17 protein-coding genes are annotated in these 24,217 nt (G+C 72.7%); 10 read left to right on the top strand and 7 right to left on the bottom strand.

The window, feature by feature from the left end; genetic code table 11:
- Positions 1-3: 3 nt before the first annotated feature.
- Positions 4-1,404, bottom strand: a complete 1,401-nt coding sequence (locus ACQP60_RS14610; RefSeq protein WP_429734027.1) for a DUF4232 domain-containing protein — start codon at positions 1,402-1,404, stop codon at positions 4-6.
- Positions 1,405-1,543: 139 nt separating this feature from the next.
- Here ACQP60_RS14610 and ACQP60_RS14605 point away from each other — a divergent pair, with 139 nt between their 5' ends.
- From ACQP60_RS14605 to ACQP60_RS14580, 6 genes are read left to right on the top strand one after another with little or no spacing between them, the layout of a single operon-like run.
- Complete coding sequence (locus ACQP60_RS14605; protein WP_429734025.1) at positions 1,544-2,827, top strand: glycosyltransferase family protein; 1,284 nt, start codon at positions 1,544-1,546, stop codon at positions 2,825-2,827.
- 10 nt (positions 2,828-2,837) lie between these two features.
- On the top strand, positions 2,838-4,094 hold the full coding sequence (locus ACQP60_RS14600; protein ID WP_429734023.1) for a glycosyltransferase family 4 protein: 1,257 nt from the start codon (positions 2,838-2,840) through the stop codon (positions 4,092-4,094).
- Positions 4,091-5,410 carry a glycosyltransferase family 4 protein gene (locus tag ACQP60_RS14595; protein ID WP_429734021.1) on the top strand — a complete coding sequence of 440 codons (1,320 nt, stop codon included), beginning with the start codon at positions 4,091-4,093 and terminating at the stop codon, positions 5,408-5,410. Before ACQP60_RS14600 ends, ACQP60_RS14595 begins: the two co-directional genes overlap by 4 nt.
- Positions 5,403-7,190: an ABC transporter ATP-binding protein gene (locus ACQP60_RS14590; RefSeq protein ID WP_429734019.1), complete on the top strand. Its 1,788-nt coding sequence runs from the start codon at positions 5,403-5,405 to the stop codon at positions 7,188-7,190. The genes ACQP60_RS14595 and ACQP60_RS14590 overlap by 8 nt, the downstream gene beginning before the upstream one ends.
- On the top strand, positions 7,183-9,816 hold the full coding sequence (locus ACQP60_RS14585; protein ID WP_429734017.1) for a hypothetical protein: 2,634 nt from the start codon (positions 7,183-7,185) through the stop codon (positions 9,814-9,816). The genes ACQP60_RS14590 and ACQP60_RS14585 overlap by 8 nt, the downstream gene beginning before the upstream one ends.
- Positions 9,813-11,210, top strand: a complete 1,398-nt coding sequence (locus ACQP60_RS14580) for a UDP-glucose dehydrogenase family protein (protein WP_429734015.1) — start codon at positions 9,813-9,815, stop codon at positions 11,208-11,210. The genes ACQP60_RS14585 and ACQP60_RS14580 overlap by 4 nt, the downstream gene beginning before the upstream one ends.
- Here ACQP60_RS14580 and ACQP60_RS14575 read toward each other — a convergent pair.
- From ACQP60_RS14575 to ACQP60_RS14550, 6 genes are all read right to left on the bottom strand, one after another.
- Positions 11,200-12,447: an NAD(P)/FAD-dependent oxidoreductase gene (locus tag ACQP60_RS14575; RefSeq protein WP_429734013.1), complete on the bottom strand. Its 1,248-nt coding sequence runs from the start codon at positions 12,445-12,447 to the stop codon at positions 11,200-11,202. The genes ACQP60_RS14580 and ACQP60_RS14575 overlap by 11 nt on opposite strands.
- Positions 12,448-12,532: 85 nt before the next feature.
- A complete protein-coding gene (locus ACQP60_RS14570; RefSeq protein ID WP_429734011.1) occupies positions 12,533-13,555 on the bottom strand; it encodes a DMT family transporter in 1,023 nt (340 codons plus the stop codon).
- Positions 13,556-14,568: 1,013 nt separating this feature from the next.
- Positions 14,569-15,576, bottom strand: coding sequence for a DUF3644 domain-containing protein (locus tag ACQP60_RS14565; RefSeq protein WP_429734009.1), 1,008 nt, complete (start codon positions 15,574-15,576; stop codon positions 14,569-14,571).
- Positions 15,576-18,431 carry a DNA methyltransferase gene (locus tag ACQP60_RS14560; protein WP_429734007.1) on the bottom strand — a complete coding sequence of 952 codons (2,856 nt, stop codon included), beginning with the start codon at positions 18,429-18,431 and terminating at the stop codon, positions 15,576-15,578. Before ACQP60_RS14560 ends, ACQP60_RS14565 begins: the two co-directional genes overlap by 1 nt.
- Before the next feature lie 106 nt (positions 18,432-18,537).
- Positions 18,538-19,305, bottom strand: coding sequence for an inositol monophosphatase family protein (locus ACQP60_RS14555; RefSeq protein WP_429734005.1), 768 nt, complete (start codon positions 19,303-19,305; stop codon positions 18,538-18,540).
- Positions 19,289-20,191 (bottom strand): DUF5919 domain-containing protein, encoded by a 903-nt coding sequence (locus ACQP60_RS14550; protein WP_429734003.1) that lies wholly within the window; start codon positions 20,189-20,191, stop codon positions 19,289-19,291. Before ACQP60_RS14550 ends, ACQP60_RS14555 begins: the two co-directional genes overlap by 17 nt.
- A 136-nt stretch (positions 20,192-20,327) precedes the next feature.
- Here ACQP60_RS14550 and ACQP60_RS14545 point away from each other — a divergent pair, with 136 nt between their 5' ends.
- The 4 genes from ACQP60_RS14545 (at position 20,328) to ACQP60_RS14530 (ending at position 24,197) form a co-directional block, all read left to right on the top strand.
- Positions 20,328-20,765 (top strand): plasmid replication, integration and excision activator, encoded by a 438-nt coding sequence (locus tag ACQP60_RS14545; protein ID WP_429734001.1) that lies wholly within the window; start codon positions 20,328-20,330, stop codon positions 20,763-20,765.
- Complete coding sequence (locus ACQP60_RS14540) at positions 20,765-21,148, top strand: hypothetical protein (protein ID WP_429733999.1); 384 nt, start codon at positions 20,765-20,767, stop codon at positions 21,146-21,148. The genes ACQP60_RS14545 and ACQP60_RS14540 overlap by 1 nt, the downstream gene beginning before the upstream one ends.
- Positions 21,149-21,240: 92 nt before the next feature.
- Positions 21,241-22,665, top strand: coding sequence for an FtsK/SpoIIIE domain-containing protein (locus ACQP60_RS14535; protein ID WP_429733997.1), 1,425 nt, complete (start codon positions 21,241-21,243; stop codon positions 22,663-22,665).
- Positions 22,665-24,197, top strand: coding sequence for a replication initiator (locus tag ACQP60_RS14530; protein ID WP_429733995.1), 1,533 nt, complete (start codon positions 22,665-22,667; stop codon positions 24,195-24,197). The genes ACQP60_RS14535 and ACQP60_RS14530 overlap by 1 nt, the downstream gene beginning before the upstream one ends.
- Positions 24,198-24,217: the final 20 nt, after the last annotated feature.

The following is a 24,217-nucleotide window of genomic DNA, read 5'->3' as shown; positions in this document are numbered from 1 at the left end:
CGCTCACGACCAGCCCTCGGCGGCCTGCACCCACGGGCCGACGCGCACCTCCGCGCCGTCGAGCACGTCCAGCTCGGCGGCACCGGAACCCGGGAGCTCCGGGGTGAGGGGCACGGGATCGGCGCCCGGGACGGCGACGACGTCCACGGCGGCCGTCACGTCCGGGTCGTTCGCCGTCGACATGGCGCGCCACTGCACGGAGGCGAGCACGCGCTCGCCCGGCGGCACGACGACTCGGCCCGCGACGACGCCCGGTGCGGACGGTGCGGTCGTGACGTCGCCCTGCGGCTCGCCGTCGGCGTTCCGGAACACGAGGTCCGGCACCCCGTCGAGCGCGCACGGGAGCTGGGAGACGTTCTCGGCGTGCACGGAGAGGTACCGGCCGCCGGCCGCGGCGTCCGGGGTGCCGAGCGTGAGGCGCAGGTCGTCGCCGGTGCAGGCGAGGGCGTCGTCGTCCGCGGGCCACGGGTCGACGCCTGCGGGCAGCGGCATGGTGTGCTCCTCGGGCGCGGGCGGCGGCGACGCCGCGACCCAGCCGTCCGTGCGCTCGCCGTAGCCCGGCTCGGTGAGGGAGTACGCGAGGTGTCCGTCCCCGACGGCGCGCGCCGGGTCGTCGAGCCAGCGGGTCACGGCGTCCGCCGTCGGCGACGTCGTCGGCCCGGCCAGCCGGACCTGGAGGCCCAGGACGACGCCGCCCGTCACGACCACGTCCTCGGGCACCTGAGCGCTCACGGCCACCGACGCGACCCCCGGCTGCTCGGCAGCCTCGACGGCGAGCCGCGCGACCGCGGCGTCGGGCACCCGTCCGGAGGCGTCGTACTGCAGGGTGCCGTCGGCCGTGCGCAGGGACGCGGCGATCTCCTGCTCGGCGGCGGCCTGCGCCAGCCGCACCAGCCCCTCCCCGTCGGCCACCTCCGCGCCGACGCCGCTCACCGTCGTCGCGCCCGCGCGGCGGAGGGCGAACGCGTCCGCGACGGACGACGCGTCGCCGTCCTCGGCCACCCACGCCGTGAGGGGGTAGACCCCGACGCCGTTCACGGTGCGTGGCTCCCCGGCATGCAGCGTCGTGGTGCGCGATAGCGTCCGCACGCCGTCGACCCGGGCGGCGGCCACGACCTCGTCCGCCCGTGCCGCGGCCGTGCTCGCGGCCGCGGGGGAGAGCCCGTCGTGGAGCACGACGTCGACGTCGACGCGGGCGACGTCGCCGTCCTTCGCGTCGCGGGTCGAGACCTCGTAGCCGGCGACCTCCGCGGAGTCGACGCCGGGGACGTCGGCGGCCTGGCGGGCGGCGGCGCGCAGCTCGTCGGGCACCGGGTCCCAGGGCCGCCAGACGACGACGAGGACCGCGAGCGCGGCGGCCACGACCAGGGCGCCCACCAGGGCGGACAGGCGTCGTCGGGTCACGACGTGAGCGTGCCAGACCGGCGGGGCGGGCGAGCGGCGAGCCTGGGCGTGCTCTGTGCAGATGCTGCGCCCTTCCGGATGAGAACCCCCTCATGGTCGCCTCATCCGTGACTCAGGCAACCTCCGCAGGGTGGCCAGGGTGCGACAGATATCAGCGCTCGACCCCGAGCTCCCGGCGCGGCGCCGGGTCGCGTTCTACTCCCACGACACGCAGGGCCTCGGCCACGTGCGGCGCACGTCGCTGCTGGCCCGCGCGGTGGTGGACGCCGACCCGGACGTCGACGTCCTCCTCCTGTCCGGCGCGCGGGAGGCGACGAGCCTGCCCCTGCCGGAGCGCACGGAGGTCGTGACGCTGCCGCGCGTCGGCAAGGACCCCGACCGCGGCTACGGGCCGCGCACCTGGGGCGGCACGCTCGACGACGTCGTCCGCGTCCGCGCGGGCGTGCTCGACGGCGCGCTCGCCGCCTTCCGCCCCGACGTGCTCGTGGTGGACAAGGTGCCCCTCGGCGTCGGCGGCGAGCTGCTGCCCGCGCTGCGGCGCCTGCGCGCGGACGGCCGCACCGCGTGCGTGCTCGGGCTGCGCGACGTGCTCGACACCCCCGAGGTCGCCGTCCGCGAGTGGCGCGAGCAGCGCAGCACGTCGGTGATCGAGCGGTTCTTCGACGAGGTGTGGGTGTACGGCGACGCACGCGTCTACGACCCGCTCACCGAGTACGCGCTTCCGGAGCACGTCGCCGCCAAGGCTGTGTTTACGGGATACCTCGGTCGCGGTCGCGCGTCCACCACCTCCACCGGATACCTCGGGAGCGGTCGCACCGATGTGGCGGCGACGGCGGCGCCCGCCGAGCCCTACGTCCTCTGCCTCGTCGGTGGCGGGCAGGACGGCGCGGCGCTCGCGGAGGCGTTCGCCGCCGCGCCGCTGCCCGCGGGCCACCGCGGCGTGCTGGTCACCGGGCCGTACCTGCCCGAGGCGGCACGCGACCGGCTGGGCACCGTCGCCGCCCGCGACGACCTCGAGGTGCACGCGTTCGTGCGCGACGTCGTCCCTCTGGTCGAGGGCGCCGCCGCCGTCGTGACGATGGGCGGCTACAACTCCGTGTGCGAGCTGCTGGCGTCGGGCCGCCCCGGCCTGGTCGTCCCGCGCACGCACCCCCGCGCCGAGCAGCTCGTGCGGGCCTGCCGGCTCGCCGACCTCGGGCTGCTCGACGTCCTCGTGGGCGCGATCATGCCCGGTCGGGTGGGCGCCTGGCTCGCCCGCACCGCTGCCGGCGTCGCGCCCCGACGGCCCGAGGTCGACGTCGACCTCGACGGGTTGTCGCGCGTCCCGGAGCTCGTCGACCGGCTCGTCGCCGGCGCCACGCGCCCGGCGGCTGCCACGCACCCGCAGGACCAGCAGGAGGAGGAGCACCGTGCCACGGCCTGAGACCACCCCCATGACTGCCTCGACGCCACCAACCCCGCGCGTCGGCTACGTCACCAAGATGTACCCGCGCTTCTCGGAGACGTTCATCGTCAACGAGGTGCGCGGCCTGGAGCGCCGCGGCGTGCCGATCGAGATCTTCTCCCTGCGCGCGCCCGTCGACACCCGCTTCCACGCGGCCCTCGCCGACGTCGCCGCGCCGGTCCGGTTCGTGCCGCGCGCGGCCCGCGCGTCGGACGCCTGGTCGGCGCTCGGGGAGGCCCACGACCGGCTCGACCTGCGAGCCCTGCCCGCCGCCGTGCTCGCGGACCTGCTCGCCGCCGACCCTGAGGACGCCGTGCAGGCGCTGTGGGTGGCGTCGGCCGCGCACGACGCCGGCCTGACCCACCTGCACGCGCACTTCGGGTCGGTCGCGACGACGGTCGCGCGGCTCGCCGCCGCCGTCCTCGGCATCGGGTACACGTTCACCGCGCACGCGAAGGACATCTTCCACGAGTCCGTCGACCCCGCCGACCTGCGGACGAAGCTCGCCGACGCCCGCGCCGTCATCACCGTGAGCGACCACAACCTCGCCTACCTGCGCGCCACCTACGGCCCGGCGGCGGACGCCGTCGTGCGCGTGTACAACGGGCTCGACCTCGACGAGTACGCCCGCGCGACGGCGCCGCGACGGCCCGGGCGCGTGTGCGCCGTCGGCCGCCTCGTCGAGAAGAAGGGCTTCGGCGACCTGCTCGACGCGCTCGCGCTCCTGGTGGCGGACGGCCGCGACGTGCACCTCGACCTCGTCGGCTCCGGCCCGCAGGAGGCGGAGCTGCGCGACCGCGCCGCCGCGCTCGGACTGCTGCGGGACGGCGCGGAGCGCGTGACCTTCCACGGCCCGCTGCCGCAGGACCGGGTGCGCGACGTCGTCGCCCGCGCCGCCGTCTTCGCCGCGCCGTGCGTGCTCGGCGCCGACGGCAACCGCGACGGCCTGCCGACCGTGCTGCTCGAGGCGATGGCCCTCGGCACCCCCGTCGTCTCGACGCCCGTCACGGGCATCCCCGAGGCCGTCCGCGACGGCGAGACCGGCCGGCTCGTGCCGCCCGGCGACGCCACCGCGCTCGCCGCGGCCCTCGGCGACCTGCTCGACGACCCGGCCGAGGCCGCGCGCCTCGCCGACGGCGCCCGGGCGCACGTCGAGGCCGAGTTCGACGTCGTCGGCACGTCCCGGCGCCTGCTGGACGTGCTGGAGACCGCGGCGGCCCCCGCCGCGGAGGGGAGGGCGGCATGAGGGTCGCGTACGTGAGCTCCGACCCGGGCGTCCCGGTGTTCGGCCGCAAGGGGTCGTCCGTGCACGTCCAGGCCATGCTGCGCGAGCTGGTGCGCACCGGCGCCGAGGTGCACGTCGTCACCACCCGCCCCGGCGACGACACCCCCGCCGACCTGACGGACGTCGTCGTGCACGACGTCCCGGTGGCTCCCTCCGGGTCGACGGCGGAGCGCGAGGTCGCGCTGCGTCACGCTGACGCGCACGTCGGGGGGATCCTGACGGAGATCGCCGCGAGCGAGGGCCTTGACCTCGTCTACGAGCGCTACTCGCTCTGGGGCACCGCCGCGACGGCCTGGGCGCGCGACGCCCGCGTGCCGAGCGTGCTGGAGGTGAACGCGCCGCTCGTCGCCGAGCAGCGCACCCACCGCGAGCTGGTCGACGAGGCCGCCGCCGAGCGCTGCGTCCGCGCGGCCGTCGGCGCCGCGACGGCCGTCGTCGCCGTCAGCGGCCCCGTCGCGGCCTGGGCGGCCGACCGCGCCGGCCAGCACCCGGAGAAGGTCCACGTGCTGGCGAACGGTGTGGACACCGCTCGGATCACCCCGTGGGCATCCACGCGGACATCCACCGACGGGAGCAGCCGCGCCCTGCCGCATTCTTCGCGCGGACGTATCCCTCCCGAAGTGGAGGGCGCCCTGGCGCCCGTGAACGCGCCCGCGCGAAGAATGCGGCAGGGCGCGGCCGAGTTCACCGTAGGCTTCGTCGGCACCCTCAAGCCGTGGCACGGGCTCGACGTGCTGGTCGACGCCTTCGCAGGGCTGCGTGCGCGCGTCCCCGGGGCGCGCCTGCTGCTGGTCGGCGACGGCCCCGGCCGCGGCGACGTCCTCGCCCTCGCGCACGAGCGCGGCGTCGAGGGCGCGGTGCGCGCCACCGGAGCGGTGCGGCCCGCCGACGTCGTGCGGCACCTGCACGAGGCGCACGTCGCCGTGGCGCCGTACCCGCCGCTCGACGACTTCTACTTCTCGCCGCTGAAGGTCTACGAGTACCTGGCGGCCGGGCTGCCCGTCGTCGCGAGCGCGGTCGGGGAGCTGCCCGACGCGCTGGAGCACGGCCGGGCCGGGTTGCTCGTCCCGCCCGGAGATGCCGCCGCGCTCACCGACGCGCTCGTCGCCCTCGCGCACGACGACGACCGCCGCGCCGCGCTCGGTGCACGAGCCCGGGAGGTCGCCGTCGAGCGGCACGACTGGTCCGTCGTCGTGCGCCGCGCGCTGGGGTTCGCGGGGGTCGCGCTCCCCGACGTCTCGACGGTCCCCGCCACCGGGGGTGGTCGCCGTGGCTGAGGGACGCCAGCGGTCGGTGCGGGCGGCGGGCCGGTCGTTCCGCCGGTTCTGGCCGCACCTGCGCCACCACGTCCGCCCGGAGCGGCGGCTGCTGGTGCTGGGCGGCCTGGCGCTGCTGGCGGAGGTCGCGATGCGGCTGCTGGAGCCGTGGCCGCTGAAGTACGTGGTCGACGGGATCGTCGCGGCGACCGGGTCGAGCGTCGCCGGGCCGGCGCCCGCGAACCTCGGGGTCGTCATCGCGCTCGCGGCGGGCTCGCTGCTCGTCGTCGTGCTGCTGCGGGCGGGCGCCGCGTACGCCATGACGGTGTGCTTCGCGCTGGCCGGCAACCGCGTCCTCACGGGCGTGCGGGCGGACCTCTACGACCACCTGCAGCGGCTCAGCCTCCGGTTCCACGACGGCTCCACCACCGGTGACCTCGTCACCCGGCTCACCAGCGACGTGGGGCGGCTCAAGGAGGTGTCCGTCACCGCGACGCTGCCGATGCTGGGGAACGTCGTGACCCTCGTCGGCATGGTCGTGGTGGTGGCGGTGCTCGACCCGGTGCTGGCGCTCGTGATGCTCGTCGTCCTGCCCGTCTTCCTGCTCACCAGCGGCCGCCTGTCGCGCCGCATCCGGCACGTCTCGCGCGACCAGCGCAAGGCGGAGGGGCAGCTCGCGTCGCTGGCCACCGAGTCGCTCGCGGCCGTCACAGTGGTGCAGGCGTACTCGCTCGAGGACCGCATGAGCGCCGGGTTCGCCCGGTCCAACACGTCGTCCCTGCGGGAGGGGGTCAAGGCGAAGCGGCTGTCCGCCGGCCTGGAGCGGTCCACCGACGTGCTGGTCGGCCTCGCGACCGCCGTCGTGCTCTACGTGGGGGCGCAGCGGGTGCTCGACGGCGCGCTGACGCCGGGCGAGCTCACCGTCTTCCTCACCTACCTCAAGGCCGCGTTCAAGCCGATGCGCGACATCGCGAAGTACACCGGCCGCATCGCGCAGGCCGGCGCGTCGAGCGAGCGCGTCGTCGAGGTGCTGGAGCGCAGCCCCGAGGTGGTCGACGCGAGCTGGGCGCGCCCGCTGCGGGACGCCCGCGGCGACGTGCGGTTCGAGGGCGTGTGGTTCTCCTACGTGCCCGGCCACCCGGTGCTCCGCGGGCTCGATCTCGCGGTGCGGCCGGGGGAGCGGGTCGCGGTCGTCGGGACCTCCGGTGCCGGCAAGTCCAGCCTGGTCTCGCTGCTGTCCCGCCTGCGCGACCCCGAGTCCGGCGTCGTGCGGATCGACGGCCACAACCTGCGCGACCTCACGCTGCGCAGCGTGCGGCGGTCGGTCGCCGTCGTGCTGCAGGACAGCGTGCTGTTCCGGGGGACCGTGCGCGAGAACATCGCCGCCGCCGTCCCCGACGCCACCGACGAACAGGTCGAGCAGGCTGCCCGGGTGGCGGGCGCGCACGACTTCGTCACCGCCCTGCCCGACGGCTATGACACGGTCGTGGGGGAGCGCGGCGCCACCCTCTCCGGCGGGCAGCGGCAGCGCATCGCCATCGCGCGCGCCGCGATGCTCGACGCCCCCGTCGTCCTCCTCGACGAGGCCATGACGGGTCTCGACGAGCAGACCGAGCGGGAGGTGGTCGATGCCATGCGCCGCCTCACCCGCGGCCGCACCACGTTCGTCGTGACGCACGACCTCGACGCCGCCCGCGACTGCGACCGCGTCGTGCGGCTCGACGCCGGGCGGATCGTCGCGTCCGGCCCGCCCGACGTCGTGCTCGGCGCGGCTTCCCCCGCGGGGGTGGGTCGTGGCTGAGCGGCTGATCGAGACGCCCGGTCGCACCACGGACGGCGTGGACGACCGTGCGGCAGAGCGCGCGGCCGACCGCGCGGCCGATGAGGCGCTGGTCGCCCGCGACCCGGCCGTGCCCGCGCTGGCCGACCTCCTCGACCCGGCGGCGCTGGCGCGGCGGGTGGCGGCGGCGACCGGCACGCCGGGCGTCGTGACGCGGCCCTACCTGCGCTACAAGCCCGGCACCAGCTGCCTGCTCGCCGCGCGGTGGGTGCCCGACGCCGGCGACCCGCGCGACCTCCTCGTGCGCGCCTACGCCGACCACGCCCGCCCCAAGCTGGACAAGGCCATGCGCCGCGCCGCGCCGGACGACGTCGTGCTGGTGGACGCGGACGCCGGGCTGGTCGTCACCGGCTGGGCGGGGGACCGCGACCTGCCCGGCGCCCGGCTCCTCGCCCGCGACGGCGCGCGGGGCCTGCTCGCGCGGCTCGGCCTGCCCGGCGCCGGTCCGGGCGCGACGGCCCGGCTGCTGCGGCACAACCCCGAGCGGCGGGCGGTGCTGCACGTGGCAGGGGACCACGGCGGCGTCGTCCTGCGCCTGCTGCGGCCGGGGACGGTGGCGCGCGTCGTCACCGGGTACGGGCTGCTCGCCGCGACGGACGTGCCCGCGCCCCGGGTCCTGGCCCACGACGACGCCCTCGGGGTCGTCGTGACGCGGTGGGTGGACGGCGACCCGCTCGACGCCCTCGACGCCGCGGGCGCGCTCGGCGACGCCGGGCTGCGCGAGGTCGGTGCGCAGGTCGCCGCGCTGCACGGGTCGGCTCCCGGGGCCGAGCCGCGCCTCGCGGGAGACGACGTCGGCCGGGGCGCCCTGAGCCCCGTGGCCGACGCGCTCGCGGGTCTGCTCCCTGGGCTCGCGGAGACGGTCGGACCGCTGGCCGACGCGCTCGACCGGCAGCCGTCCCCGGGCCGCGGCGTCCCGCTGCACGGCGACCTCTCGCTCGACCAGCTCGTGCGCGACCCCTCCGGCGCGCTGTGGCTCGTCGACGGCGACACCGCCCGGTGGGGCGCCCCCGAGGACGACCTGGGATCCCTGGCAGCAGGCCTCGTCCGGGCGCACGACGACGTCCCGACGGCGGCCGCCCGGCTCGCCGCCGTCCTCGCGGGACGCGACGACGCGGGCGCCCCGGCCCCCGACCGGACCACACTGCGGCACGCGACCGCGGCGCACCTGCTGCGCCGCGCCACCGAGCCGTTCCGCCGCCGGGAGACGGGCTGGGCGGGCCGGACCGCGTGGCTCGTCGGCCTCGCCCGCGACGTCCTCGACGGCGCGGGCGGGGACCTCGGCGACGTGCTCGACGCCGCGGCGGAACGCAGCGGCCACCGCGCCGGGACCGCCGCGAGCGCTCCCGGCACGCCCGCCGTGTCCGCACAGCCCTCCGCCGTGCCCGCGACGTCCACTGCGCCGGGCGGCAGGGTCCCGCCGGCGGAGCGGATCCGGTACGCGCCGGTCGCGCGCGAGCTCGCGGACGTCCTCGCCGGCGTCGGCGGGCGGCTCTCCGCCGTCGTCCCGCGGCCTGCGGACCGCCTGCTCGTGATCGGTACCGAGGCCGACGGCCGGGTCGTCGCCGGCCGCTGGGACGCCGACGCGCGCACGGCGGCGCGCCTCGCCGCCCGGATCGGCGCCCGGGTGCGGGCGGTCGCCGGCGGCGGCCTGGTGCTCCAGCCCGACGGCGCCGACCCGGACCTGCCGTCGCTCGCCGCGCGCGTGCGGGACGGCGCGACGCTCGTCGCGCACCGCTCCGGCCGGCGCGGCGTGGTGCGGGACCCCGCCGGCACGTACACGAAGGTGACGCGCCCGGGGCGCGAGCCCGGGGACGTGGCGGTGCCGTCGGCGGCCTTCACCACCCCTCAGGTCGTCGGCCGCGGCGACGGGTTCGTCACCACCACCGCGCTGCCCGGGCGCACGCTGCACGAGCTGCTGCGCGATGCCGTCACGCCGGACGCCGTGCTCGACCCCACGCTCGAGGATGTGGGCCGGACCATCGGGCGCGGGCTTCGGCGGCTGCAGGACGCGCCCCCGCCGCACGGCGCGGAGCACGACGCCGACGCCGAGGTCGCGGTCGTCGCCCGGTGGTGGGGGCTCGCCGCCGCCCACGGCGCGACGACGGCCGCGGACTCCGACGCCGTCGTCCGGCGGGTGCGCACGGCGCTCGACGCCGCGCCCGCGGCGCGTCCGGTGCTCACGCACCGCGACCTGCACGACAAGCAGCTGCTCGTGCACGTCGGCGACGACACGGTGCCCGCCGACGCCGTGCGCGCCGGCCTGCTCGACCTGGACCTCGCCGCCGTCGCGCACCCGGCCCTCGACCTGGCCAACCTGCTCGTGCACCTCGAGCTGCGCGCCCACCAGGGCGTCTGCCCGCCCGCACGCGCAGCCCGCGTGGCCCACGCCGTCCTGGACGGCTACGGCCACGGTGCCGGCTCCGACCCGGCCTCGCTCCGGGCCTGGGCGACCGCCGCCCGCGCGCGCCTCGCCGCCGTGTACGCCTTCCGACCCGCGCCCGGCGACGTGCCCGGCGCGCTCCTGACCGACCTCGGCCGGCCCCTGCCGCCCGAGCCCGCCCCGCTCACCCTGGAGGACCGATGACGCACGCCACCACGACCACCGCCGCGAACGCCGCCGGCGTCGCCGCCGTGCCCGAGCCCACGCGCGTCACCGTGATCGGCACGGGCTACCTGGGCGCCACGCACGCCGCGTGCCTGGCGGAGCTGGGCTACGACGTGCTCGGCCTGGACACCGACCCGGCGAAGATCGCCGACCTGGCCGCGGGGAGGCTGCCGTTCTACGAGCCCGGGCTGGCGGAGCTCGTCGAGCGGCACACCGCCGCCGGGCGCCTGCGGTTCACGACCGACCCGAGGGAGGCGGCCGCGTTCGCGGACCTGCACTTCGTGTGCGTCGGCACGCCGCAGCGCCGGGACTCGATGGCCGCCGACACGAGCCACGTCGAGGCCGCCGTGGCCGCGCTCGTGCCGTACCTGCGCGGCGACGCGCTGCTCGTCGGCAAGTCCACCGTCCCCGTGGGCACGGCGGCCGGCCTGCAGGCCCTCGCCGACCGCCTCGTCCCCGCGGGCGTCGAGGTGGGCGTGGCGTGGAACCCGGAGTTCCTGCGCGAGGGCCGCGCCGTCGAGGACACGCTGCGCCCCGACCGGATCGTCGTCGGCGTCACCGACCCGCGGCACGAGAAGGCGCTGCGCGAGCTGTACGCCCCGGTCGTGGACGCCGGCGTGCCGTTCCTCGTCACCGACCTCGCGACGTCCGAGCTGGTCAAGGTGGCCGCGAACGCGTTCCTGGCCACGAAGATCTCGTTCGCCAACGCGATCGCCGAGCTGTGCGACGCCGCCGGGGGCGACGTCGTCGCCCTCACGGACGCCATCGGCCACGACGCCCGCATCGGCCACCAGTTCCTCAGCGCGGGGCTCGGGTTCGGCGGCGGCTGCCTGCCCAAGGACATCCGCGCGCTCATGGCCCGCGCCGGCGAGCTCGGCGTCGACGAGGCGCTGACGTTCCTGCGCGAGGTCGACGCCATCAACATGCGGCGCCGGTCGCGCACGGTCGCGCTGGCGGTCGAGGAGTGCGGCGGCAGCGTGCTCGGGCGGCGCGTCGCCGTGCTGGGCGCGGCGTTCAAGCCCGGCACGGACGACGTGCGCGACTCGCCCGCGCTCAACGTCGCCGCCCAGCTCCAGCTGCAGGGCGCGCACGTGCGCGTGCACGACCCGCGCGCCAACGCCACCGCGGCCCGCACGTTCCCCACGCTGGGCTACGCGGACACCGTCGAGGAGGCGGTCGCCGGCGCCGACCTCGTGCTGCACCTCACCGAGTGGCCGGAGTTCCGCGACCTCGACCCGGCGGCCCTCGAGCCCGCGCGCCGCGTCGTCGTCGACGGCCGCAACGCCCTCGACGCCGACCGCTGGGCCGCCGCCGGCTGGCGCGTGCGCGCCCTGGGTCGCCCGGCCGTCGGCCCGGCGACGGTCAGCCCGTGAACGCCGCCAGCTCGGCGCGGGGGACGCGGCGGCGGGAGCGGATGAGCTCCTCGACGTCGTCCATGCGGTCCCACACGTTGACGGCCATGCCGGCCTGCACCTCGCCGTCGCGCAGCCAGAACGCGACGAGCTCGCGGTCGTCGACCGAGCCGCTGATCACCACCTCGGTGTCGCCGGCGCGCGGGTCGACGAACCCCTTGTACTCCATGCCGACGTCGTACTGGTCGCTGAAGAAGTAGGGGAGGACGTCGTAGGCGGCGTCGTCGCCGAGCATCGCGCGGCCGGCGTGCGCGCCGGTGTCCTGCGCGACGGCCCAGTGCTCCACGCGCAACGGGCGGCCGTAGTGCGGCGACGGGACGGAGGCGATGTCGCCGGCGGCGAAGACGTCCGGGGCGGAGGTGCGCAGGGTGCCGTCCACGACGATCCCGCCGCCGAGGTCGCGCGAGCGCAGCTCGATCCCGGCCGCCGACGCGATGCCCACGTTGGGGGTCACGCCGACGCCCATCACCACGAGGTCCGCCTCGAGGTGGGTGCCGTCCGCCAGCTCGACGCCCTTGACGCGGCCGGACTCGCCGGTGAAGGCGACGACGTCGCCGCGGTGCCGCAGGACGCCACGCTCGTGGTGCAGCCTCCCGTACAGGGCGCCGAGCTCCGGTCCCAGCGTCGCCTCCAGGGGGTGCGCGGTCTGGCCGACGAGGCACACGTCCAGGCCGAGCGTCCGCGCGGACGCGGCGACCTCGGTGCCGATCCAGCCGTCGCCGACCACGACGACCTTGCCCTCGCCCTCGAGCGACGCGGGCAGCAGGAGCCCGGCGAGCAGGTCGGCGTCGTCGACCGTGCGCAGGGTGTGCACGCCGATGAGGCTGCGCCCCGCCACCTGGAGCGCGCGCGGCGTGGAGCCGGTCGCGAGCAGCAGCGTGGAGTAGCCGAGCGTGGAGCCGTCGGCGAACGTCACCTCGTGGTCGCCGGGGGCCAGGTCGACGACGGTGGTGAGCGTGCGCAGGTCGATGGCGTGGTCGTCCCACCAGCCCGCCGGGAGCGGGTAGATGACGTCGGGCTCCGCCTGGCCTCGCAGGTAGTCCTTGGACAGCGGCGGACGCTCGTAGGGGCGGTGTCCCTCGTTGGTGACGACGACCAGGTCGACGTCGGGGTCCTGCTCGCGCACGGCCTCCACGGCGCGGGCGGCGGCGAGGCCCCCTCCGACGACGACGACAGGTGCGGTGGACGACGCGGGCATGGTGACTCCTGACCAGCGGGGACGAGGGCTGCCGAGGCCGACGGTGCCACAGTTCCGCGCTGCTGGCGACCGTCTGCCCACAGGATCACGGGCGTGGCACCGGCGCCGCCGGGCGGACGTCGCCCTCGGGGCCCGTGGTCGAGCCGTGACGGGCCGCGTCCACGACGCTGAGCAGGAGCAGGGCCGTGCCGGCCCAGCTGAGCCAGGAGGGTCGGTCGCCCAGCAGGACGACGGCCAGCACCGTGGCGGTCAGCGGCTCGAGCAGCGTGGTGACGCCCGCCATCGCCGTGCTCGCGCGCGGCAGGCCGCGGAAGTACATCCCGTAGGCCAGGGCGGTCGGCAGCAGCGCGAAGGCGACCAGCAGTGCGAGCGCGCGGCCGTCGAGCGTCACCGCTGAGGGGGCCCAGGGCGCCGAGCCCAGGAGCAGGATGCCTCCTGCTGCGACGAACCCGTACGCGATGCCTGACCGCTCGTCGAGGCCGGCCACGGGGCGTCGCGAGACCGCTGCGGTCGACGCGAAGCTGAGCCCCGATGCCAGGGCCAGGAGGTGGGCAGCGGCCCCGTGCAACCCGGACGCCTCGCCGTCCACCGCCGGTCCGGTGGCCGTCGACGGATCGGTCGATCCCGCGACCACCAGCGCCAGCCCCGCCACCCCGACGAGCGTGGCGCGGAGCTCGGGCAGCGTCGGCCGGGCCCGTGACCGGATCGCGTCGAGCAGCACGAGGGACACGGGCACGGACCCGATCGTCACGAGGGTGGCCGCGCTGACCGAGCCGATCGCGATCGAGGCGAAGTAGCAGCTCTGGAACACGGCCGACAGCAGGGCGAGCACGCCGATGCGCGCCCACGCCGTCCTCCCCCGCGGGAAGGGGACGCCCGTCACGGCGAGGTAGGTCAGGAGGAACAGGCCGCCGAGGCCGAGCCGGCCGGCGGCGACGAGGGAGGGCACGAGCCCGGACCGCTCGGCCAGCGCCGAGCCCAGCACGCCGCCGAAGCCCCACAGGACACCTGCGGTGCACAGCAGCGCCACGGCGGCGGCCCGGCCGTCGCCGGTCCGTGCGGGCCGGTGGCCACGCCACGGCAGCCGGGGAGAGAAGGGAGAAGTCATGGACACGCTCCGAGCGACGAGGGGAAGGGGGTCGCGGTGGAGCGGGGCCGCCCGCAGGCGCCTGGAAGGGAGCCTGACCGGGAGAGACGTCAGGAGGGCACGACGACAGATGCGCCGACCGTGCGGCGGCGCCGGGGGTCCCCGCTCAGAGAGCGGGGGGCGGGGTGGTGGCGACTCGGAACGTCACGGCGGCGACACTACAGCGCGGAGGGGTCGCTCGTCCGGACACGTCGCAGCACGGTGCAGGCGCGCTCCGGCGCGCTCCGGCAACGGCCGCGGGGCGAGACGGACGAGAGGCCCTCCGCTCAGCGTTTCCGCTGTTCAGAGGGCCTCTCGGCTGGTCGGGGTGACAGGATTTGAACCTGCGACCTCTTCGTCCCGAATGGGTTCTGAGGCATTCCTGCGGGTGCTGATCCGCGTGGTTCTGCGGCTGATCGTCCGCTGGTGTTCACGCCGCCTCGGAGCGATAAGCCCTCCGCTAAGCCCTCGGGACGTGAGGGTCTTGGAGGTGGGGACACTCGGAGGCGCTGCGGCGACAGTGGAGCACAAGAGGCTGACGGAGGTCAGGGTCAAGGGTTGGGCGTAGCCCATCGCGTAGCGACGCCGTAGGCGCCCTTGATGCTGGCCGGAATCGGCCGGATGCTCGGCTGTCGGTGCGGGGCCGGGCGCGAGGTGGTGCAGGAGCTCGCCCGGGGTGACGGCGGGCAGCTCGACGGCGTCGACGCGTATGCCGGCCGAGTGGGGTGAGGGTGGTTCCGGGTCAGCTCGGGGCCGCCTTCGTCATGTGCGGGTTGGGCGGCCGGACGGGTGGGGTGCGCGGAGCGAGCGTCAGCGAGCGGAGCGCGGGGCCCCGCCCGGTAGGCAGCCCGCGCGCGGCGAAGCCGCGCGCCTTGAGTCAGTGAGGAAAGTCCTCACCAGGCCGCGGGGACGGCGGCCTTGGACAGCCATCGAGCTGAACGTCGTCACGTGGGCATGGTGAACGGACCGCTTGCGTGGGCGTCGCTGCAGTCGAGTCACTGCTTTCGGCGAGCCTTTGCTGTATGGGCCTTGTACTCGACTCTCAACTTGTCGTAGCGGGCGTCGTCAAGTGACGATAGGTATGCAACTGCGTCGCCCGACCAGACGTGTGAAGCGCTGTTGCTGTGTTTCCATGCGTACTTGGGCTCGGAACGCAGGTTCTCTTTCCAGCAGATTGCCTGGAGATCGAATGTCGTGAGTTTTCTGCCCGACCGCTTCTTGTTGACGCGCTCCAGGAGTTTGCTGTAGCTGTATGGGTGCGTCTGGTTCGGGTCCGTCTTGCGCACGACCATCTGGCCGTCTGCCGTTGGAGAGACGGCCACGACGAGATCAGCGCTCGTCATGTCCCTAGTGGACTGCATGTGGATGTCGTAGATCGTCGCCAGGCGTGACATGTCCGCCCCGGCATTCTCTGCGGCGTCCATGTAGCGGCGCAGTTCGTCGATGAACTGCTCGACCTCCGCAACCATTGTCGCGCTTTTGTCGACCTTCATGAACTGGACGACGTCTGCAGGAGCCGTTGCGCCCAGGGGAAGGAGCTGCCAGGTGATCGAATCGGCGAGGTCCTTCTGGAACTTTGCCAGGAGGAAGTCGCGGAAGTTCAGGACGTTCTGTTGGAGGAAGGGGTAGATGACCGCGCCCAGCCCCTGAGCGTTGTACAGGTGGATCGCACGGTCGCGGTACTCCGAGAGTGCCTTGATGTTGGCGGTGACGGCAGCTCCATCAACCGTCGTGGGCCATAGACTCTGGCCGCTCACGCGTCCGAGTGCGTCATCGAGCGTGATGGAGCGGTACCGCTCTCCGCGCTTCTTCGGGTAGAAGATTGGACGGTTGGCGCGCCGGAGTGCTGCCTTCAGCGCGAGCTCCCAGGCGTTCGTGACGAGCATGACGGTGACTTCGTCACGATAGGTCATTTGAGGCTTATTGTAGACCTCGATCGCGGCGAGCATTGCCGCGAGCGAGTTGTCGACCAGGCGTTTGATCGAGACATAGGGCGCGGCCATCAGACGGTTTCCGGAGCGATGTGCGCTGCGTTCCGGACCCTCGCCGGTAGGCCTTGGATCAGCTGCTCGTATCGCTTCACAATCGCCTTCATCCGGTCGGCCTCGGTCGGTCGAGACAGTCCGTAAAGCCCGTCGATCTCCGCGTCGAGCGCTTGGTGTTTCCGGCGCAGCCCGCGGGGCATAGTCAGCGGGTCGTACATGGCTGCCAGTGTGTCCCCGATGGCTTCGCGCTCGTCGAGGATCCCCTGGGCGGCCGCTTCGATCCGGGACTGTTGCGCAGCGCTGGGAACTACGAAGGGAAAGGGGAAGTACATCAGGCCAGGGCTGATCGAGAAGTCGGACTTGAGCCTGCCGGCGTACGTCCGGACCCAGGCCATGAACGCTGAGGATTGGAGGTAGCCAAAGTGCCACAGCTCATCGGTGTCCCACACGATCAACTTGTTGCCCGCTACGTCGTCTGCCTCGAAGAAGCGGCCGGGGATCCACTCCCGGTTCTCGGACGAAACCTCGGGGAGTGCGATGTAGCCGGAGTCGGGCTGCCGGATCTGGGTGAACAGGGCTGGGGTGTCGGCCTGTTGCTGGACGCTCGGGGTGGGCGACTCCAGCCTTGCGTTCCGTACTTGCTGCAGCCGGTCGCGGATGAGTCGCGACCCCCGGAGATCAGACGGCGGAGCATCCACTAGCCAGAGGCACCAGCGGGGCTGCACGTTTCCGAGCATCTCGTCGCCCTGGTAGAACCGGCGAAGGTACTTCGATGCGATCGGATCGCGGGCGACCTCCGCGTACTGATCGACGGTAACGAGGAGACCGCCTCGGCCGTCCGTCGGCTGTGACCCCTTGGATGCAAGAGGCATGCCGTCGACCATCGGCCTGGACAGCTTGACCGGGGCGAGGTCTTCGGCATCGACCAGATAAAAGTTGATTCGACTGGGACGGGTCTCGACGGGATCACCCTTCGCTAGCGGGTAGTCGAACAAGTGCTTCTTGGAAGCACGATCCAACGGTGAGAACCCGACGATCACGACCATGACTGAGGCCGCATCGGGTGCCTCGGAGGTCCATAGGAAGGTGCGGTGTCCGAAGTCGACCTTGAACCCGTAGCGAGCGAGCAGCGGCACGAACGTGCGTGCTTGCTCGCCCTGAGTGACGGAGTTCGTGGACACGAAGGCGGCTCGTCCCTTTGAGCCTTGAAGCAGTGGGATGGCCTTTCCGTACCAGGCCGCGACGTAGTCCAGTCGTCCAGTGCGGAGGTCCTGGGCGTCGAGACGACCGAACACGTAAGCCCGGTCGTCCTGTTGGGATCCGGTCATCCGGTTCATACCAATGAACGGTGGGTTTCCCAGGATGATCAGGTTGTCGACTGAGTCCTCGTCGTTGATCCCCAGCACGCTCCGCCAGTCGAGGCGTAGGGCGTTGCCGCGTTCGACTTTGGCCGAGACCTCGATGGGCAAGCGGTCGGGCATGATGCCGAACTCTTCGGCAAGCCGGACGTTCTCTTGATGGTCCACGAGAAACATGGCGGTCTCTGCGATCATGGCCGGCCACTCTTCGATCTCGATGCCGAAGAACTGGTCCATCGAGACGTCGAGCATCGTGGAGGGGTCGATAACGTCCTGCTGGAACATCTGGCCCGGGCGAGTCGCTGCCTCGACGCGGAGGTCGCGGAGTCGGATCATGACTTCGAGCTCCAGCCGTCGGAGCTCGCGATAGGCGATGATCAAGAAGTTGCCGCAGCCGCAGGCTGGGTCGAGAAACCGCCATGTTCCGAGTTGCTTCTTGAACTCGCGGAGTCGTCGGGCGTCATGCTTGATAGCGTCGAATCGTGCTCGAAGGTCGTCCAGGAACAGCGGTTGCACCACGCGCATGATGTTCTTCTCAGTGGTGTAGTGCTCACCCATGGTTCTGCGGGCGACGCGGTCCTTAACTGACTGGAACATCGAGCCGAACACAGCGGGGCTGATCTTCGACCAGTCAAACGCTGCGGCTTCCAGCAGTTTGGCCCGCATCGGACGGTTGAAGAACGGGAACCGAACCTGCTCGGCGAAGAGGTGTCCGTTCACGTAGGGGAACCGGAGCATGAGTTCGTCGGCATGGCCGGGGCGTCGACCCTCTGGCGTGTCGAGTATGGAGAACAGGGCCGCCAACTGGGCGCCCAGGTCTGTGCCGTCCGCGGTGGTCCGGGTCTCAAGGAGTTCAAGGAAGAGGCCCTTGGACCACATACCGGTGTCGTCGCCAAACATAAGGAAAAGCAAGCGAGCGAGGAGGACCGAAGCATCGTGGTCTGGGTAGCCGTCCTGCTCCAGTTCGGCGTACAGCTCACCCATGAGCTTCGCGGCCTGGATGTTGGCCAGCGACTCCTGCTCGGCGCTGAACTTTCGCTGCTCATACCCCGCGATGAACATGAAGCGGTCGATCTCCCGCTCCAGATCGCGGAGGTAGATCGTCACTGGCTGAGCGCCAACCTCGCGCATGTCGAGGATGCGGATGCGCTTGAAGTCGGACGTGATCACTACCTGGGGGATGTTCTCCTGCTCCAGGTCGTCGAGGTAGTCGAGGGCTTGCGCCTCGGCATCATCGAGGGACTTGTCCTTCGACTTGTGTTCCACGACGAGCACGCCGGGCCAGTACAGGTCGATACGCCCGTCCTTGCCGGTAGAGGTCCGCTTGACGTGCCGTTCGAACAGGGCCACGCGGCGCCGGTCAACTCCGAAGACGGCAAGGAACTCATTCCAGAACGTCTGTGCTTCGGCCTGTTCGGAGGATTCGCCCGCCCATCGATGCGCAAACTCTCGGGCGTTCTGTCGGATCTCGTTCCAGGACGGGGGCTTGGTGATCGACCGCGGCTGTGGGGGCACGTCGGGACACTATCGGCAACCGGTGACAGCGGCCTGTAGGCCCTCCGAGCGGGCGCCCGGTGTGCGGGAGTTCACCCACACGGACCGTGGGGCGGCCGAACGGTGGTTAGGACAGGAGATCGACTATGCGCCCATGGATGGCGGGCGCAGTTGCCAGCACGTCGGGGCCGTCGAGCGTGTAGTCGCTTCCATCCACGTGGGTCACCACCGCACCTGCGGCCCTCGCAATCGCGATCCCTCCCGCAACGTCCCACATTCGGTTTGCATCGATGACTACAGCGTCCAGGCGCCCGGCCGCGAGCCACGCGAGATCGGTCGCGGCGGAGCCGAGCATGCGTACGCGGCCAACGGCGCCAGCGAGGCTGCCGATCATCGCTAGGCGTCGAGCGTTCTTGGCACCACTTCCGGTTCCCGTTGCGAAGTCGCCGGTCGAGACCAGGGCGTCGTGCAGACTGGCCGTCTTGGAAACGTGGATCGGCTGACCGTTGAGGTAGGCGGTGCCTTTGCGGCTCGCGTATCGCTCGCCGTGAGCGGGGAGGGCGATCGTTCCGAGGGTCGAAGCGCCGTGTTCGATCAGCGCAAGCGATACGCCGTAGTTCGGCACGCTCCGGGTGAAGTTCGTCGTGCCATCTACTGGATCGAGGCACCAGAACGTCTTTCGATCGCCGGTGTGACCACGCTCTTCACCCAAAAAGCCCGTGTCCGGTGTCTCGTGGGCTAGAAACTCGCGAACGGCGTCCTCGATAGCGAAGTCGGTGACTGTGGCGAAGTCACGGTCGGTCTTGTAGACCCGTTCGCCGTCGTCGTCCCGGTGCAGGAGGGACAGCGCCAGGTCCATGGCGCGATCTGCGACCTGCTCAATGGTCGAAGGCACGAGCGCGCTCCCAGGTCTCGGTGAAGATGCGTTCGAACACTGGGTACAGGCCGTGTGGTTCGTCGTCGTCGAGTTCGATGAGGAAGGTCGGTGCGTCGAGGCCGCGCACGCCCGGTAGGTAGGGCTGAACGAGGGAGCGTGTGCCGTCGATGTTCGTGATGTTGAACCTGACGGGCTCGTCGTAGGTGCGGACTTGGACGCGGCCCTCGGCCTCAGGTGTGAGGCGTTCGCGAAGCCGCTGGATCACGAGCAAGTTGGCCCGTGTCAGCTTCGCGAGATGTCCTGATGGATGACCTTCTTCGAGTTCGCGGGCCTTTGTGGCCTTGCCGTCTGGGTCGAGGAACAGGCAGCGCAGGGTCAGGCCGTTCTCGACGAGTTCCGCAAGGGTCACGTCAGAGACGGTCTGGCAGAGAGCGTTGAGGCTGAGGCCCATGGCGTCGACATGCTCTGCGGATGCGAGGGTCCGCAGTACCGGCACAGCCGACTGAGCCTCGGAGCGGGTCGCGAACACGCCGCGAACATCCCGCGTCGAGAACAGGGATTGCTCGCTCGGTGGTGCCAGGCGCTCGTGCACCAGGGCTTCGAGACGGTGCAGAGCACCGCGCAGCTCGTCGATGCCCTCCGGGTCCGATCTGGCGGCTGCTGGCTCAACGCCCAGGCGCGTGTCGAGGGAGATGCCGTACAGCGAGGCCGCCGCGAGGACGACATCAGCTGGCGGTCGTGCTCGGCCCTTAATCCAGTTGCTTACGGCCGACTCCGAGTAGGTGCCCGACTCTGGACCGACGTTCGCGGAGCGAAGCGCAAGGGCAAGGGGTGCACCCCCTCCGGCCGCGCGTCGGGCCTGGTCAAGCACGTCCCGAACGACGGCATCCCATGTCTGGCTCACGTTGTTCAGTGTGGCACGGATCGCCTGACATGCGAATGACGCGGCTCTGATCGCTTGACAGGCGAGTCGCTCGGGTGTGTAGGCGTTCGCAGGAGAAGCGATTCACGCGCTCCATGTGCGAACGGAGTTGGTTCCAGTGGCTATCGCCAAGCGTTTCCCCATCGCCCACGGGCTTGCGTTCCCCAACGGGGCGTTCCTGCGGGGCGAGGTTGAGCCGGTCGTGGACTTCCAGGCTGAGAAGCGGGCTGACGGTTCGCGTCCGCAGCAGCGGGACAAGGAGACCGGGCTGCTGATGTGGCAGTGCACGGTCATCGACGCGGACGACGACGCGAACCGGAAGGACATCGGCGTGAGCGTGAAGTTCGCGGCCGAGGTGCAGCCGGTCCCGCCGAAGAACACGTCGCCGTTGCCGTGGACGCCGGTGGAGTTCGTGGGTCTGACGGCGCTGCCGTGGATCGACGACAACGGGCCGCGTCCGCGTCTTCAGTGGTCGTTCCGGGCCGAGGGCATGATCGCGCCGGGGCAGGGCCGCGCCGAGCAGCCCAAGCCTCCTGAGTCCAAGGCGGCGGCCTGATGTCCGCGGCGATCACGGGCGAGGTCGTCGAGCGTGAGTACGCCTCGATCCGCGAGCTGATGGAGATCGCGTCCGATCTGGTGTCGTGGATCGACGGTCGGATCTCGTCGGTCGACCTCGGCCACAACCACGTCGGCGTGCACGTCGAGGCCCAGGACGACGCCGAGAGGCTGGCTCGGATGCTGTCGCTTGGCACGGTGACCGACTTCCCACCCGAGGCGGGCTCGCCCGCTTTCTCCGTGTGGACGTCGGGTGTCGGGCCGGGTGTGCAGTTCTCGGTGTACTGCTCGGGCGAGCTGGTCCGTCCGGTCCGGGCGTTCCCTCCGGTCGAGTCGTGGTGGCACGGCTTCTACGACGGCGGCGTCGGGACGGAGGCTGCGTGATGGACGTGCTCAGCACGACGTGGGCCATCACGCGCACGGTCGCCGCCGCGGTCTGGCACTTCGTGTCGTGGACGTTCCGGTCGTGGCGGCTGGTGCTGGCCCACGTCGTGCTGGGCAACCTCCTGCTCATCGGGGAGCGCACCTTCGCCGGCTATGCCGTGATCTGGTGCGTCCCCGCGTTCTGTCTCCTGCGGGCGGTCTGGTGGGCGGTGCACCCGCTGACCTATGAGGCGATGCTGGGCGGGCCGATCCGTCGTCGAGGGTGGCGGCGTCGGGTCCGTCGAAACTGGAAGCGCATCGCTGACCGCTGTGGCCTAGCGACCGCGCCCCGCGCCGATGAGGCCCGGGTGGTCCCGAGGCTGGCGCGCGTGCGGGCGTCGGGCAACACGCTCACGTTCAACGTCCGCGCTCGCGTCGGGCAGACCGCCGACGACGTCGCCGCCGCAGCCGAAGCAATCGGCACCTCGCTCGGCGCTCAGGCCGTCGAGACGCACCGGCTCGGTGCGGGCTGGGTTGAGCTGGTCTTGACGATGCGCGAGCTGCTCGACGTCGCGACGCTCCCGACGATCCCGTCCGCGATCGAGTACCGCGGAGTCACCATCGGGCGCTGCTCGGACGGCACACCGTGGCGGCTCGACCTGGCCGGGCGGCACACGCTCGTCGTCGGCCGCTCCGGGGCGGGCAAGGGTTCGGTGTTCTGGGGTGTCGCTGGGAACCTCGCCCCGGCCGCGCACGCGGGCATGGTCCAGCTCTGGGGCGTGGACCTGAAGGGCGGCGTCGAGGTCTCGGTGGGTGCGCCGATGTTCTCCCACGTCGCCATGAATGAGGTCGACGCCGTTCGCCTCCTGCGCGGGCTCAACCGCGTGATCGTCGACCGCCAGGCCGTCATGCGTGGTCAGTCGCGCAGCTTCGAACCGACGCCGGGCGACCCTGTCCACGTCCTGATGATCGACGAGCTCGCCGTGCTCACGGCCTACGCGTCCAAGGAAGTCGTCAACGAGGCCGCGAACCTGCTCAAGCTGATCCTCACGCAGGGCCGCGCCTTCGGAGTCATGGTGGTCGCGTTCGTGCAAGATCCGCGCAAGGAGACCGTGGGCATGCGCGACCTGTTCACCCAGACCATCGCGCTCCGCCTCGCCTCCGGTGCCGAAACCCGGATGGTCCTCGGGGACGGCATGGCTGCGCTCGCCCCGGCGCACCACATCTCCCAGACCATGCCAGGCACCGGCTACGCAGTCACCGACGACGGCGTCGTCGCCCGCGTCCGCGCCGACTACTGGGCGGACGACTACATCCGCATGGTCGCGGGCACCTTCCCCGCGCCTCCCGCGCCGTCGCTGCCGGACGAGAGTGTCACGGTCGACCCCGTTACAGCAGACACCACCGGGACCGCGGCTCCCGCGCCGGTCGGTGTGACTCTCAACGGCACGGCTCCGCGTCCTCGGTCGCCTCGCAAGCCCCGCGCACCGAGAAAGCCTCGTGCCGCGTCGAGTGACGGCGACCCCGAGGCGGCGTGATGTCCACGGTCGGGCAGGTCGGTGGAGGCTTCTGGGGACACTCCCCGGACGTCCCGCTCGACCTGCCCGACCTCGACGCTTCGGCGGCTGCGGGGATCGTCGGCCGGATCGCTGACAAGTCGTGGCCCGACTTCGCGGACACGCTCGCCCGCGTCGGGAACTGCTCGCACCCGATCCGTCTCGTCGGCCGCGCCGAGACCATCGACGCCGCGACGGGCGAGATCGTCGAGACGTTCCGATCCGCCGACCAGCCGCTCGGGATGCTCTACAAGCCCTGCGGCAATCGCCGCGCCGACGAGTGCGAAGCCTGCTCCCGCATCTACGCCCGCGACACCTTCGAACTCATCTCCACCGGCCTGCACGGCGGCAAGGGTGTGCCCGACGACGTCGCCCGGAACCCGCTCCTGTTCGTCACGCTGACGGCTCCCTCGTTCGGGGCGGTGCACGGCGTCCGCGACGGCGAGAAGCCATGCCGGCCCCATGCCCGAGCCGCGGTGTGCAAGCACGGGCGCCGGCTCGCCTGCTGGGCGCACCACAACGACGGCGACCCTGACGTCGGCGCTCCGCTCTGCCCCGACTGCTACGACGTCGAGACGGCTGCCGTGTGGCAATGGTTCGCGCCCGAGCTGTGGCGCCGGTTCACCATCGCGCTCCGCCGCCACCTCGCCGCGTCCCTCGGAGTGAAGCGCGGCGTCCTGAACCGTCACCTGCGGCTCGAGTACGCCAAGGTGGCCGAGTACCAGGCCCGCGGCCTCGTCCACTTCCACGCCCTCGTCCGCATCGACGGGCCAGACGGTCCCGGGTCGCCCGCGCCGATCCCCGCGGCCGCGCTCTGCGACGTCATCAAGACCGCGGCGGCCACGGTGCGCTACGACGTCGAACCCATCGACGCCGACGACGTCGGACGGGTGCTCCGCTTCGGCGCGCAGACCGACGTCCGCGTCGTCCGCGAGGCGTGCGTCATCGACGGCGACGTCACCGCCGAACAGGTCGCCGCATACCTGGCGAAGTACTCGACCAAGTCCGCAGGCGTCGACCCGTCGCGACCGCGCCCGCACCTCACCGCTCTGGCCGAGGCGTGCCGAACCCTTGCAGCCCGTGCCTTCGCCGGCTGCCCCTTTGGGTGCGCCGACCGGGCCGCGAACCGGCACCCCGGCCTCTGCGGTGGGTGCGCCGAAAGCCCGTACGCGCTCCTGGGCCACTGGGCCTCGATGCTCGGCTTCCGCGGGCACTTCTCGACCAAATCCCGACGCTACTCCGTCACCCTCGGCGCCCTCCGACGCGCTCGACGTCGGTTCAAGCGGCTCGCGTCCGAGGCCCGCCGCAACGGCGTCACGCTTGACACCCACGACCTGGAAGCCCGCCTCATGGCCGAGGACGCCGAAGAAACCACGCTCGTCGTCGGCTCCTGGCGCTACGAGGGCACGGGCTGGCCGCGTGCCGGTGACAAGGCCCTGGCCGACGCCGCCGCATCCCGCGCTCGCGAGTACGCGCAGTGGCGAGCAGAGCAGCGCACGATCCCGGCTCGATAGCCGACCCGAAACACGACCCG

The sequence above is a fragment of the Isoptericola variabilis genome (assembly GCF_050311655.1).
GTDB classification, from domain to species: domain Bacteria; phylum Actinomycetota; class Actinomycetes; order Actinomycetales; family Cellulomonadaceae; genus Isoptericola; species Isoptericola variabilis.
The sequence above is the reverse complement of the archived record's forward strand: the minus strand, read 5'-3'. Positions and strand labels throughout refer to the sequence as shown.

Bases quoted from the DNA above. Each gene is read 5' to 3' on its own strand.
- ACQP60_RS14600 (WP_429734023.1), top strand. From the start codon at position 2,838: ATGACTGCCTCGACGCCACCAACCCCGCGCGTCGGCTACGTCACCAAG.
- ACQP60_RS14595 (WP_429734021.1), top strand. From the start codon at position 4,091: ATGAGGGTCGCGTACGTGAGCTCCGACCCGGGCGTCCCGGTGTTCGGC.
- ACQP60_RS14580 (WP_429734015.1), top strand. From the start codon at position 9,813: ATGACGCACGCCACCACGACCACCGCCGCGAACGCCGCCGGCGTCGCC.
- ACQP60_RS14575 (WP_429734013.1), bottom strand. From the start codon at position 12,447: ATGCCCGCGTCGTCCACCGCACCTGTCGTCGTCGTCGGAGGGGGCCTC.
- ACQP60_RS14570 (WP_429734011.1), bottom strand. From the start codon at position 13,555: ATGACTTCTCCCTTCTCTCCCCGGCTGCCGTGGCGTGGCCACCGGCCC.
- ACQP60_RS14565 (WP_429734009.1), bottom strand. From the start codon at position 15,576: ATGGCCGCGCCCTATGTCTCGATCAAACGCCTGGTCGACAACTCGCTC.
- ACQP60_RS14540 (WP_429733999.1), top strand. From the start codon at position 20,765: ATGTCCGCGGCGATCACGGGCGAGGTCGTCGAGCGTGAGTACGCCTCG.
- ACQP60_RS14530 (WP_429733995.1), top strand. From the start codon at position 22,665: ATGTCCACGGTCGGGCAGGTCGGTGGAGGCTTCTGGGGACACTCCCCG.